This window comes from Streptomyces sp. NBC_00271 (genome assembly GCF_036178845.1).
Lineage (GTDB): Bacteria > Actinomycetota > Actinomycetes > Streptomycetales > Streptomycetaceae > Streptomyces.
The window spans coordinates 9,758,639-9,775,943 of sequence record NZ_CP108070.1; the positions used below are offsets into that span (position 1 = coordinate 9,758,639).

Below are 17,305 nucleotides of genomic sequence, written 5' to 3' on the forward strand. Positions count from 1 at the left end.
CAGCACGGACCGAGAGGGGGCCCGAGCGTGACGATTCTGGAGAGCATCCGGGGACCACGCGACCTGAAGGCGCTGTCCGAGGCGGACGTCGGTGAACTGGCGGAAGAGATCAGGGAGTTCCTGGTGCACGCGGTCGCCAGGACCGGCGGTCACCTCGGACCCAATCTGGGGGTGGTGGAACTCTCCATCGCGCTCCACCGGGTCTTCGAGTCACCCGTCGACCGCATCCTGTGGGACACCGGCCACCAGAGCTACGTACACAAGCTGCTGACGGGACGCCAGGACTTCTCCAAGCTGCGCGGAAAGGGTGGCCTGTCCGGCTATCCCTCGCGTGAGGAGTCCGAGCACGACATCATCGAGAACAGCCACGCCTCCACGGCGCTCGGCTGGGCTGACGGGCTCGCCAAGGCCCGTCAGGTGCAGGGCGAGAAGGGCCATGTCGTCGCGGTCATCGGCGACGGCGCGCTGACCGGCGGCATGGCGTGGGAGGCGCTGAACAACATCGCCGCCGCCAAGGACCGCCCGCTGATCATCGTCGTCAACGACAACGAACGCTCGTACGCGCCGACCATAGGTGGCCTCGCCAACCACCTCGCGACCCTGCGGACGACCGACAGTTACGAGAAGGTCCTCGCCTGGGGCAAGGACGTACTGCTGCGCACCCCCGTCGTCGGACACACCCTCTACGAGTCGCTGCACGGCGCGAAGAAGGGGTTCAAGGACGCCTTCGCGCCGCAGGGCATGTTCGAGGACCTGGGGCTCAAGTACGTCGGGCCGATCGACGGGCACGACGTCGGGGCCGTGGAGTCCGCGCTGCGCCGCGCGAAACGTTTCCACGGGCCGGTGCTGGTGCACTGCCTGACCGAGAAGGGGCGCGGTTACGAGCCCGCGCTCGCGCACGAGGAGGACCACTTCCACACGGTCGGTGTGATGGATCCGCTGACGTGCGAGCCGCTCGCGCCCTCGGGCGGGCCGTCCTGGACCTCGGTGTTCGGGGACGAGATCCTCCGGATCGGCGAGGAGCGGGACGACGTCGTGGCGATCACGGCGGCCATGCTGCACCCGGTGGGGCTCGGGAAGTTCGCCGAGCGGTTCCCCGACCGGGTGTGGGACGTCGGGATCGCCGAACAGCACGCCACGGTGTCGGCGGCCGGGCTCGCCACCGGCGGTCTCCACCCGGTCGTCGCCGTCTACGCGACCTTCCTCAACCGGGCCTTCGACCAGCTCCTCATGGACGTCGCGCTGCACCGCTGCGGAGTGACCTTCGTGCTGGACCGGGCGGGGGTCACCGGCGTCGACGGGGCCTCGCACAACGGCATGTGGGACATGTCGATCCTCCAGGTCGTGCCGGGCCTGAGGATCGCCGCGCCGCGCGACGCCGACCAGCTGCGGGCCCAGCTGCGGGAGGCGGTCGCCGTCGACGACGCGCCGACGATGATCCGCTTCCCGAAGGAGTCGGTGGGCCCCGCGATCCCGGCGGTCGACCATCTGGGCGGACTCGACGTCCTGCACCGCTCCGACGACACCCCGCAGGTCCTCCTGGTCGCCGTCGGCGTGATGGCGCCGGTCTGCCTCCAGGCGGCCGAGCTGCTGGAGGCCCGTGGTGTCGGCTGCACGGTCGTCGACCCGCGCTGGGTCAAACCCGTCGACCCCGCGCTGCCCGGCCTCGCCGCCGAGCACCGGCTCGTCGCGGTCGTCGAGGACAACAGCCGGGCGGCCGGCGTCGGAGCGGCGGTCGCGCTGGCGCTCGGGGACGCCGAGGTCGACGTGCCCGTACGGCGCTTCGGCATCCCGGATCAGTTCCTCGCGCACGCCAAGCGCGGGGAGGTGCTGGCCGACATAGGTCTCACGCCCGTCGAGATCGCCGGGCGGATCAGCGCCGGTCTGGCCGTCAAGGACGCGCTGTCGAAGGACATGCCGTTCGAGGATGAGTTGTCCAAGGAGAAACAGGAATGACCGACCCTGCGGAGAAGGGGGAGTTCGACCTCGGCGCGCTCCTCGCCGAGCGCGGAGCCGAGCGCTACGAGCTGCACACCAAGTACCTCAACCACCAGCTCCCGCGCATGCTGCACACCATCGGCTTCGACAAGGTGTACGAGAGGGCCGAGGGGGCGCACTTCTGGGACGCGGACGGCAATGACTACCTGGACATGCTCGCCGGGTTCGGAGTGATGGGTCTTGGCCGCCACCACCCCGTCGTCCGCAAGGCGCTGCACGACGTCCTGGACGCCTCGCTCGCCGACCTCACCCGCTTCGACTGCCAGCCGCTGCCCGGGCTCCTCGCCGAGAGGCTGCTCGCCCACAGTCCCCACCTGGACCGGGTGTTCTTCGGCAACAGCGGTACGGAGGCGGTGGAGACCGCGCTCAAGTTCGCTCGGTACGCCACCGGGAGGCCGAGGATCCTCTACTGCTCCCACGCCTTCCACGGGCTGACCACCGGCTCGCTGTCCGTCAACGGCGAGGACGGCTTCCGCGACGGCTTCGCCCCGCTGCTGCCCGACACCGCCGTTCCGCTCGGTGACCTGGACGCTCTGGCCCGGGAGCTCAAGAAGGGGGATGTCGCCGGGCTGATCGTCGAGCCCATCCAGGGCAAGGGCGTGCACGAGGCCCCACCCGGATATCTGCGTGCCGCGCAGGAGCTGCTGCACCGGCACAAGGCGCTGCTCATCGCGGACGAGGTGCAGACGGGCCTCGGGCGGACCGGGGACTTCTACGCCTACCAGCACGAGGAGGGCGTCGAACCGGACCTGGTGTGCGTGGCGAAGGCGCTGTCCGGCGGCTATGTGCCGGTCGGCGCGACGCTCGGCAAGGACTGGATCTTCAAGAAGGTCTACTCGTCCATGGACCGGGTCCTCGTGCACTCGGCGAGCTTCGGCTCGAACGCGCAGGCCATGGCGGCGGGCCTCGCCGTGCTCTCCGTGATGGAGAACGAACAGATCGTCGCCAACGCCCGGGCCACGGGAGAGCAACTCAGGTCCCGGCTCGCGGCGCTCATCGACAAGTACGAGCTGCTGAGCGACGTACGCGGCCGGGGCCTGATGATCGGCATCGAGTTCGGTCGGCCCAAGTCGCTCAAGCTGCGCAGCCGGTGGACCATGCTGCAGGCCGCGCGCAAGGGCCTGTTCGCGCAGATGGTCGTCGTCCCGCTGCTCCAGCGGCACCGCATCCTCACCCAGGTCTCCGGCGACCACCTGGAGGTGATCAAGCTGATCCCGCCGCTGATCATCGGCGAACGGGACGTGGACCGGTTCGTGGAGGCCTTCACCGACGTGATGGACGACGCGCACAGCGGCGGCGGCCTGATGTGGGACTTCGGAAAAACCCTGGTCAAGCAGGCGGTCGCCAACCGCTAGCCCTGCGGCACGAAGAGGCGGGGCGGGCTCGAAGCAGGGGCCCGTCCGGATCGGGGCGGGCTCGAAGTACGGGCCCGCCTCGACGAGGGCCGGCGGTTTTGCCTCTGGGGCAACAAATTTGCCCGAGAGGCAAGGGTGCGGCTCAATGGAGTCATGAGCCCTGTCGAGTCGGGGGCGGCCGCCACACCGCCCGAGTCCGCAGCAGCCGAGGCGCTGCCCGCCGTCGCACCGCAACTGCGTGCGCTGCGCCGCCGGGCCTCGCTGACCCTGGAGGCCGCGGCCCGCGCCGCCGGCCTTTCGGCTGCCCACCTCTCCCGACTGGAGACGGGACAGCGCCAGCCCTCGCTGCCGATGCTCCTCGCACTCGCTCGTATCTACGGTACGACGGTCTCGGAGCTGCTGGGCGAGACGGTCGCCGAACGGGACGCGATCGTCCGGGCCGCCGACATGGAGCCGACGAAGGCGGGCGGCTGGACCTACTGGCAGGCCGGTGCCCCGGGCCGCGGAATGCAGGCCCTGCGGGTGCACGTCCCCTACGGCTCGCAGGGCGACGTCGTGCGCGTCCACCCCGGCGAGGAGTGGCTCTACGTCCTCCAGGGGCGGCTGCGGCTGCGCCTCGGGGACACCGCCCAGGTGCTCGCGCCCGGGGACAGCGCGCACTTCGACTCGCTGACCCCGCACCGCATCGCGGCCGCCGATCAGTCGGGGGCCGAACTCCTCTTCGTACACACCCTGCTGCAGAGCCCCACCGCCGCGCTGTGCCTCGGCCCGGCGGCAGGGCACCCGACCATGGGAGAGCTGTCATGACGGAATCCACACAACCCTCGGAGCCCACCGAATCAGCCGACCCCGCCACGCGGCGGCGCATGGTCGAGAAGTTCCCCCGCGCCCTGTGGGTGCGGCTCTTCATCTACATCGCCGTCGGCCATCTCTTCGCGGCCTTCATCTATCTGCTGTTCGAGCTGGGCGGGCAGAACCAGTAGCCCAGGGTTCGGGCCCCAGGCTTCGGACCGCCGCGTTTCAGTCCAGCAGGCGCTCGCGCAGCCGCTCCCGCTGCTCGGGCGTGACCCCCAGCCCCCGCTCCAGGTAGGCGTCGATGCCGCCCCAGGTCTCCTCGATCGTCTCGAAGGCCGCGGTCAGATACTCGGCGCGGGCGTCGAACAGGGGACTGAGCAGCTCCATGACCTCGGGGGAGCGGGCCGTTTCCGAGGAGCCGTTGCGGCGCACCTTGTAGCGGCGGTGCGTCGCGTTCGACTCCAGGTAGTCGGCCACGATCGCGTCGCGCTCGACGTCGAGGGCGAGGAGCGTCACGGCTATGGAGAGGCCCGCGCGGTCCTTGCCCGCCGCGCAGTGCATCAGCGCGGGCACGCTGTCCTCGGCCAGGGCGTGCAGCACGTGCGCGTGCTCGGCCGTGCGCTCCTTGACGATCGTGCGGTAGGAACCGATCATCCGGTTCGCCCCCTTGCCGTCGCCGAGGTGCCCGCGCAGCTCTTCGATGTCGCCGTCGCGGACCATCTTCCAGAACTCGCTGCCGTCGGCAGGGTCGGTGAGCGGAAGGTTCACGTTCCGTACACCCGGCAGCTCGACGTCCGGACCCTCCAGCTTCTGGTCCGCGGCATTGCGGAAGTCGAAGATCGTGTGCAGCCCGAGGGAGGAGAGGAACGCGGCGTCCTCCTCCGTGGCGTGCGCGAGATGACCGCTGCGGAACAGCCGTCCGTAGCGCACCCGGCGGCCGTCCACGGTGGGCAGGCCGCCCACGTCTCGGAAGTTGCGCACTCCGGCCAGCTCCGGCTCGGTCGACGGGACCTGCTGCGTCACGGGGGCTCCTCCCATTGGACCGCCGGCGCTGCTCGGCGACGCTCGCCGACGGGAATCGCGCCTTCGACGATACGACATGGGTTCCTCAGGCAATGAAGTTGTCCACAGCCGTTGCCTCCCGGGTGAGACGCCGTTGATGATGTTGGTGATTGAGTGCGGATGTTCGAATCTGTGAGGGTTTGATGATCGAAATCGGCGAAGATGGTCGTACGTGGCTTCTTTCGGGCCCCACGAGCAGCTACGCACTGCGGCTGACCGACCTCGACGAACTGCTCCATCTCCACTGGGGGCCACGGATCACCCTCGCCGACGCCGAGTCGCTGGCCGCCCTGCCCGGCCCGCCGTACCGGCCCTTCGAGTCCCGGCTCGACGGGCGCGAGGAGTATCCCGTCGAGGGCGGCCCCCGCTTCGTACGTCCGGCGCTGTCCGTACGGACGCAGGAGCGGCGCGGCACCGAATGGCGTTTCGAGTCGTACGAGGCCGACAGTGACGAACTGCGGCTGCGCTTCGCGGACGGCGGGCTCGGCGTCACCCTGCACTACCGGATGCGCGGCGACGTCGTCGAGCGCTGGGTGACCCTGGCCAACGAAGGACCTTCCCTGGAGCTGCTGCGCGCGGACTCCGCGACCTGGACGCTGCCCGAGCGCGACGGTTGGCGCCTCTCCCAGCTGCACGGGCGGTGGGCGGCCGAGTCCCGGCTCGCCCGCTCCCCCCTCACCTACGGTGAGAAGGTCATCGGCAGCCGTCGCGGGCACACCGGGCACCAGCACCTGCCGTGGGTCGCGCTGGACAGCGGGGCGAGCGAGGAGAGCGGCGAGGTCTACGGGTGCGCGCTGGGCTGGTCGGGCTCGTGGCGGATCTGCGTGGCCCAACTCCCCGACGCGCGCGTGCAGATCTCCGGCGGCGCGGGATACGACGACTCCGGACTGTTGCGTCTGGAGCCGGGGGAGTCGTTCACCACCCCCGTCTTCGCGGGGCTGTGGAGCGACGGCGGCTTCGGCGCGGCGAGCCGGACGTGGCACACCTACCAGCGGGCGTACGTGATCCCGGACGCGGACCAGGACCGGCCGGTGCTCTTCAACTCCTGGGAGGCCACCCACTTCGACATCTCCGAGGAGCGGCAGCGGGAGCTGGCCCGGCGGGCCGCGGAGATGGGCGTCGAGCTGTTCGTCGTCGACGACGGCTGGTTCGGGGCGCGGACGAGCGACCGCGCCGGGCTCGGCGACTGGACCCCCAACCCGGAGCGCTTCCCGCAGGGACTGAAGCCGCTCGCCGACGACGTGCACGCGCTCGGCATGCAGTTCGGGATCTGGGTCGAGCCGGAGATGGTCAATCCGGACAGTGAGCTGTACCGCGCGCACCCCGACTGGGTGCAGTTCCAGCCGGGGCGGACCAGGACGGAGTTCCGCAACCAGCTCGTACTCAATCTCGCCCGCCCGGATGTCCAGGAGTACCTGTGGGAGCAGCTCGACGGTCTGCTCTCGAGCGCCCCGATCGACTATGTGAAGTGGGACTTCAACCGCTGCTTCACGGACGCCGGTTGGCCCGGTGAGCCGTACCCGCAGAAGCTGTGGGTCGAGCACGTGGAGGCCCTGTACGGGCTCCTGGACCGGCTGCGGGCCGAGCATCCCGGGGTAGCCTTCGAGTCCTGCTCGGGCGGTGGCGGCCGGATCGACCTCGGCGTCATGGCACGCACGGACCAGGTGTGGACCTCCGACAACACCGACCCGCTCGACCGGCTCGCCATCCAGCACGGCTTCAGCCAGATCCACCCGGCCCGGATCATGGCCGCCTGGGTCACGGACAGTCCGAACGCGCAGCTCAACGGTCGGATCAGCTCGCTGCGCTTCCGGTTCGTGAGCGCCATGGCCGGGGTGCTGGGGGTCGGCGGTGACCTGGCCGACTGGAGCGAGGCGGAGCTCGTCGAGGCGCGGGAGTGGGTGGACCTCTACAAGGAGATCCGGCCGGTCGTGCAGCGCGGCGACCTCTACCGGCTGCGGCCTCCGGAGGGCGGGCTGAGCGCCGTGCAGTACGTCCGCGGCGACGAGACCGTCGTCCTCGCCCTGCTCCAGGCGCAGCATCACGGCGAGCCGGTCGCCCCGCTCCGGTTGCGTGGGCTCGATCCGAGCGCCGCGTACGAATGCCGCGAAACGGGTGAAGTGCACCGAGGTGCGGTGCTGTTGCATCACGGGTTGCGGACGGGGCTGCGCGGGGACTTCGATGCGGCAGTTATCCGACTGCGTCGCATGTGAGCGTTCTGTCCCTATTGATGCCTTAATTCCAACTGGCCCTGGAATAAAAGACCGTGGTGTGACGTGCGTGAGCAGCGTCATATTCGTGACGATGCGTTGCCGGCCCGCTTTCTCGATCCGCCCGAATTTCCGGGCGGATTGAGGGGCGGGGGAGATCATTGTCCACGGAGGGTGACCGGAATTCCGGCATGGATCAAGAATGGCACGCGCACAGAAAAGCGACATGGTTGGCGATGCGCCCCCATGTCGCTTACGTTCGCCCTCAATCCGGACGGACGCCCAATCCTGCCGCCGCCCGGTATCCGCACACCCACCGGTAACCGGCAGGAGCGGGGGACCCACAGGTACCACGCCTGTTCCGGTCTCCGGAACGGCTAGGGGTATAGCCGCGCAGCCGCGTGGCCGGGCATCTCCAGCCCGCACCCGACAGCTCACCTCGCAGGCGCCGGAGAGGAATTCTTCATGCCCGCGAAGGGTAAGCACCGCCGACCCAAGTCCCAGCGTTTCTCCCGCTCGATCGCCGTGGCCGGAACCGGTGGCGCCGCCCTCGCGCTGCCGCTGATGGGGGCCGCCGGTGCCCATGCCGTGACGCCGACGGCCGCGGTTTCGTCCACTGCGGAAAAGACCGCGACGATTTCCGGCGCGACGGTTTCCGAAAAGACCGCGACGGTTTCCGAAAGGACCGCGACGGTTTCGGAAGAGACCGCGTCGACCTCCACGGCCTCGACGAAGACCTATTCGGTGAAGGCCGGCGACTGGCTCTCCAAGATCGCCGAGCGGCAGCACCTCCGCGGCGGCTGGCAGAAGCTCTACTCCGACAACCGTCAGGTCATCGGCAGCGACCCCTCGATGATCCACCCCGGCCTGAAGCTCACGATCGGCGTGAGGGCCGCGTCGACCGACGACACCAAGCCGTCGACCAAGCCGTCCACGCAGTCGTCCGCCAAGACGTCCACGCGATCGTCGGCGCAGTCGGCCGCCGGATCGTCCGGCGCGGCGGACGCGCCCAAGACCCAGGCCGCCACCACCCGGGCCACCGGCACCGCCACCCACACCGGTTACACCCTGCCGGTCGGGGGCGCCACCATCGGCACCGGCTACAAGGTCGCCGGCAGCATGTGGTCCAGCGGCTACCACACCGGCGTGGACTTCGTGGTCCCGACCGGCACCACCATCAAGGCCATTGCCGCCGGTACCGTCGTATCGGCCGGCTGGGGCGGCGCGTACGGCAACCAGGTCGTCATCCAGCACGCCGACGGCCGGTACTCGCAGTACGCTCACCTGTCCGCCCTGTCCGTCTCGGCGGGCCAGACCATGACCAATGGCCAGCAGATCGGCCTCTCCGGCGCGACCGGCAACGTCACCGGTCCGCACCTGCACTTCGAGATCCGCACCACCCCGAACTACGGCTCGGACATGGACCCGGTCGCGTACCTTCGCTCGCACGGTGTCGCCGTCGGCTGACGTCCGCCGCGCCTCTCACATCTTCGAGGGCCGGACCCCGCGATCGCGGGGTCCGGCCCTCGGCTTTTCTCCACGCGTCCCGGCGTGGTCCTTTCATGATCGGCACATTGCGGTCTTGTGGCACCGGCGAACGAGGTCTCGACACGGTGCGAGAGTGGCTCCACAGTGATCTCCGTAAGCGCTTTCTATGTCTTCGGCGGCGGCACCGCGGCCGTCGTCGCCACCGCAAGGAGCACGCCATCGTGAGACCTCGAAGACTCGGCGTCGTCACCGCCGCCGCGCTGCTGGCCGGTCTGGTCGCCGCGCCCTCGCACGCCACCGAACGGCATCCGCCGCCGCGCCGGATCGTGGAGAACCTGGACCGCGGCCTGGTCGCCGTCCCCTCGGGCAAGGGCACCTTCCTGAGCTGGCGGTTACTCGGCACGGAGTACGCACTCCCCCAAGTTCTCGGCTCCGCTCGAACAGGGGGTACCCCCACCGGGGACGCGATCGCGTTCAACGTGTACAAGGGCGGACGGCGGCTCAACCAGGCGCCGGTCACCCGGTCGACCACGTACCAGGACGACACCCGGGGCACCGGCACCTACACCGTGCGTGCCGTCGTCAACGGCCGTGAGCGGAAACCGAGTTCGGCGGCGCTCGACTTCGTGCGGGGTTACGCCGAGGTTCCGCTGGCCGCCGCCGACGGATACACCGTGCAACACGCCTGGCCCGGCGACCTCGACGGCGACGGACGCTACGAACTCGTCGTCAGCCGGCTCGCGCAGACCCGCGACAAGCCCGACCTCCTGGAGGCGTACACGCTCACCGGCGCGCGGCTGTGGCGCGTCGACCTCGGCCCGGGCTCGTACACCCAGGTCGGCGGGAACGGCGCCAACGATCCCGCGCCCGCCGCGATCAGCGGCTCGACGCCGATCGGCGGCTACCGCAACGACGACAACGTCACCGTGTACGACCTCGACCGCGACGGCAAGGCCGAGGTGCTGGTGCACACGGCCGACGGGACCACCTTCGCGGACGGCGCGAAGGTGACCGCCGACTCGCCCGCCGACCAGTTCATTTCGGTGATCGACGGGAAGACGGGCAGCGAGCGCACCCGGCAGCCCGTGCCCGACGACCTCGTCGCCGACGGCCCCTCCGGCGGACACTTCGGCATCGCGTACCTCGACGGCGTACATCCCAGCCTCGTCACGAAGTTGGTCACCCGGGTCGGCGCCAAACGCGGAGCCTTCCGGATCCTCTTCCAGACCTGGGACTTCAACGGCACGGATCTGAACCGGCGTTGGAAGTACGTCGTCCCGGTCGGCAGCGGCGCCACCAGCTTCCACCAGATCCGGACCGTCGACGTCGACCAGGACGGCAAGGACGAGATCGCCGACGGCAACTACGTCGTGGGCAGCGACGGCACGCTGCGCTATGTCGTCGACGGTGCCGGACACGGCGACCGTTTCGACATCGCCGACCTCGACCCCGACCGGCCCGGCCTGGAGGGCTTCGCGATCCAGCAGTCCGAACTGGGCGTCGTATCGAGGTTCCCCTGGTACTACTACGACGCCGACACCGGGCAGCGCCTGGTGACCGGCGAGCACCCGGCCGACCCGACGAGCGAATCCGACCTCGACGTCGGCCGGGGCAGCGCCGCCGACATCGACCCCGGCCACCCCGGCTACGAGTACTGGACCTCCACCGCCGACGTCACCCGCCCCGGCGCGGGCGTCTTCAACGTCCAGGACGGAAAGGTCTCCACGACCACGCCCAGCGTCAACTTCCGTATCTGGTGGGACGGCGACAAGGGCGCCGAACTCCTCGACTCCACGCATGTCGACAAGTGGGACCCGAAGGCCGAGACCAGCACGCGCCTCTTCGACCCGGACGGTGTCGTCTCCGGCGCCCGCAACGCGACCCCCTTCTACGGCGACCTCCTCGGCGACTGGCGCGAGGAGATCCTCGCCGAGACCGGCGACCACACCGCGCTGCGCCTGTACACCACCACCGAACCGACGAAGACCCGCATCTACACGCTCGCCCAGAACCCCGGCTACCGCCTCGGCTGGACCGTGCGCGGCTATCTCCAGTCGACGTACACGGACTACTACCTGGGCACCGAGACCCGGCGGGTGCCGAAACCTGCCATCACCACCACCGCTCGCACGGAAGGAACCTCATGACCACCCGCAGAGCCTTCGCGACCCTCGCCGCCGGTGCCGCGCTGTCGACGCTCGCCCCGGCCACCACCGCGAGCGCCTCGCCGCGCCACCGCCGCGGCCGACTCATCGCCCACGACGGCTTCCGCCGCGGTCTCGGCCAGTGGGTCACCGAACTGCAGGACGGCGGCACGGTCACCGCCTCGCACGGCGTCCTGGAGATCGACGTACCGAGCGGTGCGACGGTCTGGTTCAAGCAGCGGCTCGAAGGGCCCTACGTCATCGAGTACACCGCCACACCGGTCTCCGAGGGCGGCCTCAACGACCGGGTCTCCGACCTCAACAACTTCTGGAACGCCATCGACGTCCGCTCCCCGGACGACCTCTTCGCCACACCCCGGGGCGGCGCCCTGGCCGAATACGACTACCTGAAGACGTACTACGTCGGATACGGCGCCAACACCAACACGACCACGCGGCTGCGCCGGTACGTGGGGGAGCCGGGCGTCCGCCCGCTCGTCTACGACTACACGGAGCCGCTGCTCACGGCCAACGAGCCGAACCGTGTCCGGATCGTCTCGGACGGTTCCACGGTCCGCTGGTGGAACAACGGACGGCTCGTTTTCGACTACGGCGACCCGGAGCCGTACGCGAGCGGGCACTTCGCGTTCCGGACCACATGGAGCCACTTCCGGATCGAGGGCTTCCGGGTGTGGCGGCTGTTCAACCACTCCTGACAGGGCCTTATTCCGGGTTCGGTCACACTTTACGAGTGGCTTATCTCACCACCCGTCAACCCCTTCCTACGGTCGCGTAGCTCACATCGAAAGGTGAATCATGGGCCGATGTGGCAGACGATTCGAAGAGTGACAACAGATCAGTGATCGGGTCGTACGTGGCGGTGGGGGACAGCTTCACCGAAGGCGTCGGCGACCCCGGCCCCGACGGGGCCTTCGTCGGGTGGGCCGACCGGTTCGCCGTGCTCCTCGCCGACCGGCGGCCCGAGGGCGACTTCACCTACACCAACCTCGCCGTACGCGGAAAGCTGCTCGACCAGATCGTCGAGGACCAGCTCCGGGGCGCCAAGGAACTCGCCCCCGACCTGGTCTCCTTCTGCGCGGGCGGCAACGACATCATCCGGCCAGGCACCGACCCCGACGAGGTCGCCGAGCGCTTCGAGCGCGCGGTCGCCGACCTCACCTCCGCCGTCGGCACCGTCTTGGTGACGACCGGCTTCGACACCCGTACCGTCCCCGTGCTGAAGCATCTGCGCGGCAAGATCGCCACGTACAACGGGCACGTGCGGGCCATCGCGGACCGGTACGGCTGTCCGGTCCTCGACCTGTGGTCCCTGAAGACGATCCAGGACCGACGCGCCTGGGACGGCGACCGTTTGCACCTCTCGCCCGAGGGCCACACCCGGGTCGCGCTGCGCGCCGGCCAGGTCCTCGGTCTCGAAGTGCCCGCGGACCCCGACCAGCCCTGGCCTCCGCTGCCGCCCCGCGGCACGCTCGAGGTCCGGCGCGACAACATCCACTGGGCACGCGAGTACCTCGTCCCGTGGATCGGGCGCCGACTGCGCGGGGAGTCCTCCGGCGACCACGTGGCCGCCAAGGGCAGCCTCTCGCCGGACGACATCAAGATGCGGATCGAGTCGGTGGCCTGAACGACGGGTCTCCGACGTGCCGGTGGCTTGGAGGCAGTGGGCGCGGGGGCCGGAGGCGTGATGCGCGGGGCCGTCGTCGGTGTCGGCTTCACCGTGCGTGGGCAGGGAGTCGGTGTCCGTCGTGTCATCGGCGCATCAACGCATTGCCGGCAGCCGGGTGGCGGGACGTGCCGTCCGTCACGGACCCGCATCGGTGGCGTGCCCGCCAGGCGGGCTCGGGCCGAACTTGCCCCCGCGCCTGCGGCCCTCGTGGCGCGGCGGTGTCGTCGCGCGTCGACATGGCGCGGCGGCTGTCGCCGGGTCGGGTCGGCCGTGCCCCGTACACGCCTCCCCGGTGGCTCGGCGGTGGGCGGAGCCGACTCTGGTGGCAGTGATCCGGCGGCCGACGAGGTGAACGGCCCGGGGTGGGCCGGCAGCAGCCGAACCGACCCGCTCGGTGGGCGGTGGAGCGGCGACGGCCGAGCCGAACCGTCCGGGCGCGCGCCCCGGCGTGCGCCTCAGCGCACCGCCGCCGTCAACGCCTCCCGCGCGAGCCCCAGTTCCCGGGCGAGCGCCTCGTCCACCCACTCCTGGGCCCGCGCCCGCGACACCGCTCCCGTGTAGGCGGTCATCTGCACGGCGAGCCCGTCGAGCAGCGCCGTCAGCCGCAGGGCGGCACCCGTGGGATCCGGGCACTCGAACTCGCCAGCCGCCACTCCCTCCGCGATCACCTCGGTGATCGCGGCCTTCCACTGCTTGTCGAGATCACGCGTGACCTCCTGAAGCGCGGGCTCGCGCAGGGCGGCCGCCCAGCCCTCGATCCACAGCCGCCAGCCCTTGGCCTGACCGGTCGGCGCGTACCAGCGCACGGCGGCGCGCAGCCTGCGCAGCGCCGACGTCCGACGGCCGAGCAGCTTGCGCAGATGGGCGAGGTCGTCCTCGGCCGCGTAGGTGAACGCGGCGGCGACCAGCTTCTCCTTGGTGGAGAAGTGGTACAGCACCAACGCGTTGCTCACCCCGAGCACCGAGGCCACGTCGGCGATCCGCACCGCCGCCACGCCCCGCGCCTCGATCTGCTCGATGGCGGCGCGCAGCAACTCCTCGCGCCGTTCCGCCACGCTCAACCGCACCCTCGCCACGCGGTAACCCTAATGCTCGACAGGGTCAGTCGACGAACTGGTAGTCAAACCGGATGCGGCCGTCCTCGTCGAGGACCAGGAACTCCCGGCCACCGCCCGTGGCCCGTCCCTCCCCGGTGTGGAAGGACTCCCAGCGGAACGTGATGACGTCCCGCAGCTGTTGGGCCGGTTCCTGGATCCGGAAGACGTAGGTCCCCGGAGCGACGAATTCGTCGTGGGCGCGGGTCACGCGCGTGTGCAGCTCGTCGTGGCCACGGGCCTCCAGGGCGGCGGTGGTGAAGCCGAGGCCCACCGCGGTGTCCCGCATCTGCTGGGGCGGCCGGAGGACGTGCAGACCGTCCTGAGCCCAGAGTTCGTCCACGGTCTTGCGGCGGATCTCGGGATCGGGCTCGTTCCAGACGCCGATGTAGCGCTCGATCAGGTCCTGCGGGTCGATGGTGGGCATGGATGCTCCCGGTACGAGTCGGACTTCGTGTGGGGAGGGGCGGTCACTCGCGCTCGCGCGCCCTCGCTGCACCGACTCTGCTGTCACCGGCCCCGCGCCTCAATTCCCCAGGAGGAATGACGCGGGGGCCGCGAGACGGGTGCCCGTCAGCGGTACCACCCGAACCGCTCCGCGATCACCGGCAGCCGGTCGGCGACGATGGCGTGCGCCGCGGCCCGTGGTGTCGTCCCGTCGGCCTCCGCGCGGGCCAGCATCCGGTCGATCAGGTCGCGCATGGAACGCCGGGTGTATGCGAACGCCTCGTCCGCGTCCGCGCCGATGTCGCCGAAGAGCGTCCACCACCACCAGGCGTTCGTACCGGAGTTGACCACGACGTCCGGCAGCACGACGACCCCGCGCGCGGCGAGCAGTTCCTCCGCCTCGGGCAGTACGGGCATGTTGGCCGCCTCGACGATCCAGCGGGCGCCGATCTGCCGCTGGTTCTCGGTGTCGATGGCGTACGAGACCGCCGCGGGAACCAGCACCTCCGCGTCCATGGACAGCCAGGCGTCGCCCGGGAGTTCCTGGTCGGCCGGGCGCAGCGCGCCGCGGTCGACCGTCCCGTAGGCGTCCCGCGCCGCGAGCAGCGCGTCGATGTCCAGCCCGTCCGGGTTCGCGATCGTGCCCTTGACGTCCGCGACGGCGACGATGGCCAGGCCCGCGCGGGAGAGGAAGCGGGCCGTGGCTCCGCCCATGGTGCCCAGGCCCTGCACGGCCACGCGCGTCCCCGCGTGTGCCACCCCGGCCCGGTCCAGGGCCGCGAGCACCGACTCGGCGACACCGCAGCCGCCGACCAGTTCGTCGAGCCCGATCCCGTCCACGTCGACCGCGAAGGCGTCCGCGAGCCGCCGACGGGCCGTCGTCTCGTCGTCGAGCAGCGGGTACACGGCCTGGATGGACGAGACGAGCCCCGCCTCCTCGGCGGCCCGGTCGACCAGGTCCTGGGTGAGCCCGAGGTCCTCACCCGTGGTCCAGAAGCTCTCGATGTAGGGGCGCATGGCGCGCAGGTAACGCACCAGCAGGCCGTACGCCGCCGGGTCCTGGGGATCGCAGTCGATGCCGCCCTTGGCGCCGCCCAGCGGGATGTAGCGGCCCTCGGGGTTGTAGTGCAGGGCCTCCTTCATCGTCATCCCGCGGGCGAGCCCGGCGACCTCGTCCAGGGTGCAGCCCGCGCGCATCCGCAGGCCGCCGCTGGAGACGCCCCGGACGAGCCGGTCGACCACGAGATAGCCCGGTCTGCCCGTGACGTGGTCGGTCCAGGTGAGCGTGATCAGGGGCGCGGTCGAAGGCGGGGTGGGCGGCGCGGCCGACGGTGCGGTCGGGGGCGTGGTCGTGGGCGTGGTCATCGGGTCTCCTCGGGGACGGCGATCAGGGTGGGACCAGGCGTGCGCAGCGCCTCGGTGAGAGCGAGGGCCAGCTCGTCGGGGTGGCACACGCGTGTGCCCTGTCCTCCGTAGGCGCGGGCCAGGGCGGGCAGATCGACCGGCGCGAGGTCCACCGCGGTCGGGCGGTCGCCACGGGCGGCCATCTCGTCGCGGATCTCTCCGTAGCCGCCGTTGTCGAACACCACGACGGGCAGCGGGAGTCGCAGCTGCGCGGCGGTCGCCAGCTCCTGCACCGTGAACTGGAGGCCGCCGTCCCCGCTCAGCGCCACCACCTGGCGCTCCGGGCACGCCACCTTGGCGCCGAGCGCCGCGGGCAGCGCGTAGCCGAGCGTGCCGAAGCCGGTCGGGTGGAGATAGCGTCCCGCCGGGCCCAGCGGGAGGTGCGGGAGCGCGCCGTAGTAGCAGCACTGGGCGCTGTCCGAGGTGATGACCGCGTCGTCGGCCAGGACGGCGCGGATCGCCCGCAGGTACGGGATCCAGCGCGCGTCGCGCGCGGCACTCCCGGCGTACCGCGCGTCCCGCACCGCGGCGACCTCGTCGACGCCGCCTCGTGGGCCGGGGATGTCGTGCCGCACGCGCGCGTGGAGGCCCATTTCCGACAACAGTCCCTCCAGGGAGGCCCGTGCGTCGCCGACGAGCGCGATGTCCGTGGGCAGCCCGGAGTGCATCTGGTCCGGGTCGAGGTCGGCCCGGACGAGCGTGCCCCCGAGGGCGGGCGGCGGCGACCAGAAATCGGACTCGGCCAGCTCCGTGCCCACGGCGAGGACGACATCGCGACCCACCAGCCACTTCTGCACCGACTCAGTGTGCAGCGAGACGCCGAGCGAGAGCGGATGCCGCTCGGGTACGACGCCCTTGCCGTTGGCGGTCGTCACGACGGGCGCGCCGCACGCCTCCGCGAGAGTGAGACAGGCGGTCGCGGCGCCGCGCGCGCCACCGCCGAGCACCAGTGCGGGCCGCCGCGCCTCCCGCAGGGCGCGCGCGGCCCGTCGTACGGCCTCGGCGTCCGGCAGGGTCGGCGCGGTGGCCGGGGCGAGCCGCACCGGCCCGGCGGTCTCGGCCGCCGTCAGCACGTCCAGCGGCACCTCGAGGTGCACCGGCCGGGGTCGCCGCGTACGGAAGAGGGTGAACGCGCGCGCCACGGCGGCGCCGATCTCGGCCACCGAGGAGACCCGGTGGCTGAACGCGGCGACGCCCCGCAGCGCCTCGGTCTGGCTGCGCATCTCGTGCAGCAGCCCGGTCGACAGCCGGGGGTGGCGCAGCGGCATACCCGGGGAGACGACCAGCAGGGGCACGCTGTCCGAGTAGGCCTGCCCGACGGCGGCCGTGACGTTGAGGAGCGCGGGACCGGTGGTCGTGATCACGACACCGGGGCGGCCCGTCACGCGCGCGTACCCGTCGGCGGCGTAGCCGGCGCCCTGTTCGTGGCGCGGGGTCGCGTGCCGGACGCCGTACGCCGCCAGGTGCCGGTAGATCTCCAGGTTGTGCGTGCCGGGGATGCCGAACGCCTGTGTCACGTCATGCGCGGCGAGCGCCCGGACGAGCGCCTCGCCACCGGTGAGCACGCCGGTGCGCGAGTCGGTGCGCAGGTCAGTGCGCGGGTCGGCCTCCATGGTGCCTC

Annotated in this window: 14 protein-coding genes and 1 riboswitch; of the genes, 9 read left to right on the forward strand and 5 right to left on the reverse strand. The window is 71.0% G+C overall.

Annotation, left to right across the window (positions count from 1 at the left end):
* Positions 1–27: 27 nt before the first annotated feature.
* The 4 genes from dxs (at position 28) to OG798_RS44410 (ending at position 4,336) form a co-directional block, all read left to right on the forward strand.
* Positions 28–1,956 carry a 1-deoxy-D-xylulose-5-phosphate synthase gene (dxs, locus tag OG798_RS44395; protein ID WP_121414212.1) on the forward strand — a complete coding sequence of 643 codons (1,929 nt, stop codon included), beginning with the start codon at positions 28–30 and terminating at the stop codon, positions 1,954–1,956.
* A complete protein-coding gene (locus tag OG798_RS44400; RefSeq protein ID WP_121414211.1) occupies positions 1,953–3,353 on the forward strand; it encodes an aspartate aminotransferase family protein in 1,401 nt (466 codons plus the stop codon). The genes dxs and OG798_RS44400 overlap by 4 nt, the downstream gene beginning before the upstream one ends.
* A 153-nt stretch (positions 3,354–3,506) precedes the next feature.
* Positions 3,507–4,160: a helix-turn-helix domain-containing protein gene (locus tag OG798_RS44405; RefSeq protein ID WP_121414210.1), complete on the forward strand. Its 654-nt coding sequence runs from the start codon at positions 3,507–3,509 to the stop codon at positions 4,158–4,160.
* 59 nt (positions 4,161–4,219) lie between these two features.
* On the forward strand, positions 4,220–4,336 hold the full coding sequence (locus OG798_RS44410) for a DUF6126 family protein (protein ID WP_054232722.1): 117 nt from the start codon (positions 4,220–4,222) through the stop codon (positions 4,334–4,336).
* Positions 4,337–4,373: 37 nt separating this feature from the next.
* On the opposite strand, the gene OG798_RS44415 is transcribed toward OG798_RS44410, so the two are convergent.
* Positions 4,374–5,171: a tyrosine-protein phosphatase gene (locus OG798_RS44415; protein ID WP_121414209.1), complete on the reverse strand. Its 798-nt coding sequence runs from the start codon at positions 5,169–5,171 to the stop codon at positions 4,374–4,376.
* A 182-nt stretch (positions 5,172–5,353) separates the two neighbouring features.
* On the opposite strand from OG798_RS44415, the gene OG798_RS44420 reads away from it, so the two are divergent.
* The 5 genes from OG798_RS44420 to OG798_RS44440 all read left to right on the forward strand — a co-directional run bounded on the left by OG798_RS44420 (position 5,354) and on the right by OG798_RS44440 (position 12,697).
* Positions 5,354–7,423, forward strand: coding sequence for an alpha-galactosidase (locus tag OG798_RS44420; protein ID WP_267063614.1), 2,070 nt, complete (start codon positions 5,354–5,356; stop codon positions 7,421–7,423).
* Between the two features lie 301 nt (positions 7,424–7,724).
* Positions 7,725–7,883, forward strand: a riboswitch (cyclic di-AMP (ydaO/yuaA leader).
* Between the two features lie 2 nt (positions 7,884–7,885).
* A complete protein-coding gene (locus OG798_RS44425) occupies positions 7,886–8,887 on the forward strand; it encodes a M23 family metallopeptidase (protein WP_267063615.1) in 1,002 nt (333 codons plus the stop codon).
* 242 nt (positions 8,888–9,129) lie between these two features.
* A complete protein-coding gene (locus OG798_RS44430) occupies positions 9,130–11,055 on the forward strand; it encodes a rhamnogalacturonan lyase family protein (protein WP_328758911.1) in 1,926 nt (641 codons plus the stop codon).
* A complete protein-coding gene (locus OG798_RS44435) occupies positions 11,052–11,768 on the forward strand; it encodes a DUF6250 domain-containing protein (protein WP_328758912.1) in 717 nt (238 codons plus the stop codon). Before OG798_RS44430 ends, OG798_RS44435 begins: the two co-directional genes overlap by 4 nt.
* Positions 11,769–11,911: 143 nt before the next feature.
* Entirely contained in the window at positions 11,912–12,697 is a 786-nt protein-coding gene (locus tag OG798_RS44440; protein ID WP_095851328.1) for an SGNH/GDSL hydrolase family protein, read from the forward strand.
* 497 nt (positions 12,698–13,194) lie between these two features.
* Here OG798_RS44440 and OG798_RS44445 read toward each other — a convergent pair whose 3' ends face one another.
* The 4 genes from OG798_RS44445 to OG798_RS44460 all read right to left on the reverse strand — a co-directional run bounded on the left by OG798_RS44445 (position 13,195) and on the right by OG798_RS44460 (position 17,297).
* Positions 13,195–13,815 carry a TetR/AcrR family transcriptional regulator gene (locus OG798_RS44445; RefSeq protein ID WP_256258563.1) on the reverse strand — a complete coding sequence of 207 codons (621 nt, stop codon included), beginning with the start codon at positions 13,813–13,815 and terminating at the stop codon, positions 13,195–13,197.
* A gap of 25 nt (positions 13,816–13,840) precedes the next feature.
* Positions 13,841–14,260 carry a hypothetical protein gene (locus OG798_RS44450; RefSeq protein ID WP_097223908.1) on the reverse strand — a complete coding sequence of 140 codons (420 nt, stop codon included), beginning with the start codon at positions 14,258–14,260 and terminating at the stop codon, positions 13,841–13,843.
* 146 nt (positions 14,261–14,406) lie between these two features.
* Positions 14,407–15,645 (reverse strand): Glu/Leu/Phe/Val dehydrogenase dimerization domain-containing protein, encoded by a 1,239-nt coding sequence (locus OG798_RS44455; RefSeq protein ID WP_097223907.1) that lies wholly within the window; start codon positions 15,643–15,645, stop codon positions 14,407–14,409.
* Positions 15,642–17,297, reverse strand: coding sequence for a 5-guanidino-2-oxopentanoate decarboxylase (locus OG798_RS44460; protein WP_121414204.1), 1,656 nt, complete (start codon positions 17,295–17,297; stop codon positions 15,642–15,644). The genes OG798_RS44455 and OG798_RS44460 overlap by 4 nt, the downstream gene beginning before the upstream one ends.
* Between the last annotated feature and the right edge of the window lie 8 nt (positions 17,298–17,305).

What these genes read in the sequence shown, in the direction of transcription:
- OG798_RS44400 (WP_121414211.1), top strand. Translation starts at nt 1,953, where the DNA reads ATGACCGACCCTGCGGAGAAGGGGGAGTTCGACCTCGGCGCGCTCCTC.
- OG798_RS44460 (WP_121414204.1), bottom strand. Translation starts at nt 17,297, where the DNA reads ATGGAGGCCGACCCGCGCACTGACCTGCGCACCGACTCGCGCACCGGC.
- OG798_RS44425 (WP_267063615.1), top strand. Translation starts at nt 7,886, where the DNA reads ATGCCCGCGAAGGGTAAGCACCGCCGACCCAAGTCCCAGCGTTTCTCC.
- OG798_RS44455 (WP_097223907.1), bottom strand. Translation starts at nt 15,645, where the DNA reads ATGACCACGCCCACGACCACGCCCCCGACCGCACCGTCGGCCGCGCCG.
- OG798_RS44435 (WP_328758912.1), top strand. Translation starts at nt 11,052, where the DNA reads ATGACCACCCGCAGAGCCTTCGCGACCCTCGCCGCCGGTGCCGCGCTG.
- OG798_RS44420 (WP_267063614.1), top strand. Translation starts at nt 5,354, where the DNA reads ATGATCGAAATCGGCGAAGATGGTCGTACGTGGCTTCTTTCGGGCCCC.
- OG798_RS44410 (WP_054232722.1), top strand. Translation starts at nt 4,220, where the DNA reads ATGGTCGAGAAGTTCCCCCGCGCCCTGTGGGTGCGGCTCTTCATCTAC.
- OG798_RS44450 (WP_097223908.1), bottom strand. Translation starts at nt 14,260, where the DNA reads ATGCCCACCATCGACCCGCAGGACCTGATCGAGCGCTACATCGGCGTC.
- OG798_RS44405 (WP_121414210.1), top strand. Translation starts at nt 3,507, where the DNA reads ATGAGCCCTGTCGAGTCGGGGGCGGCCGCCACACCGCCCGAGTCCGCA.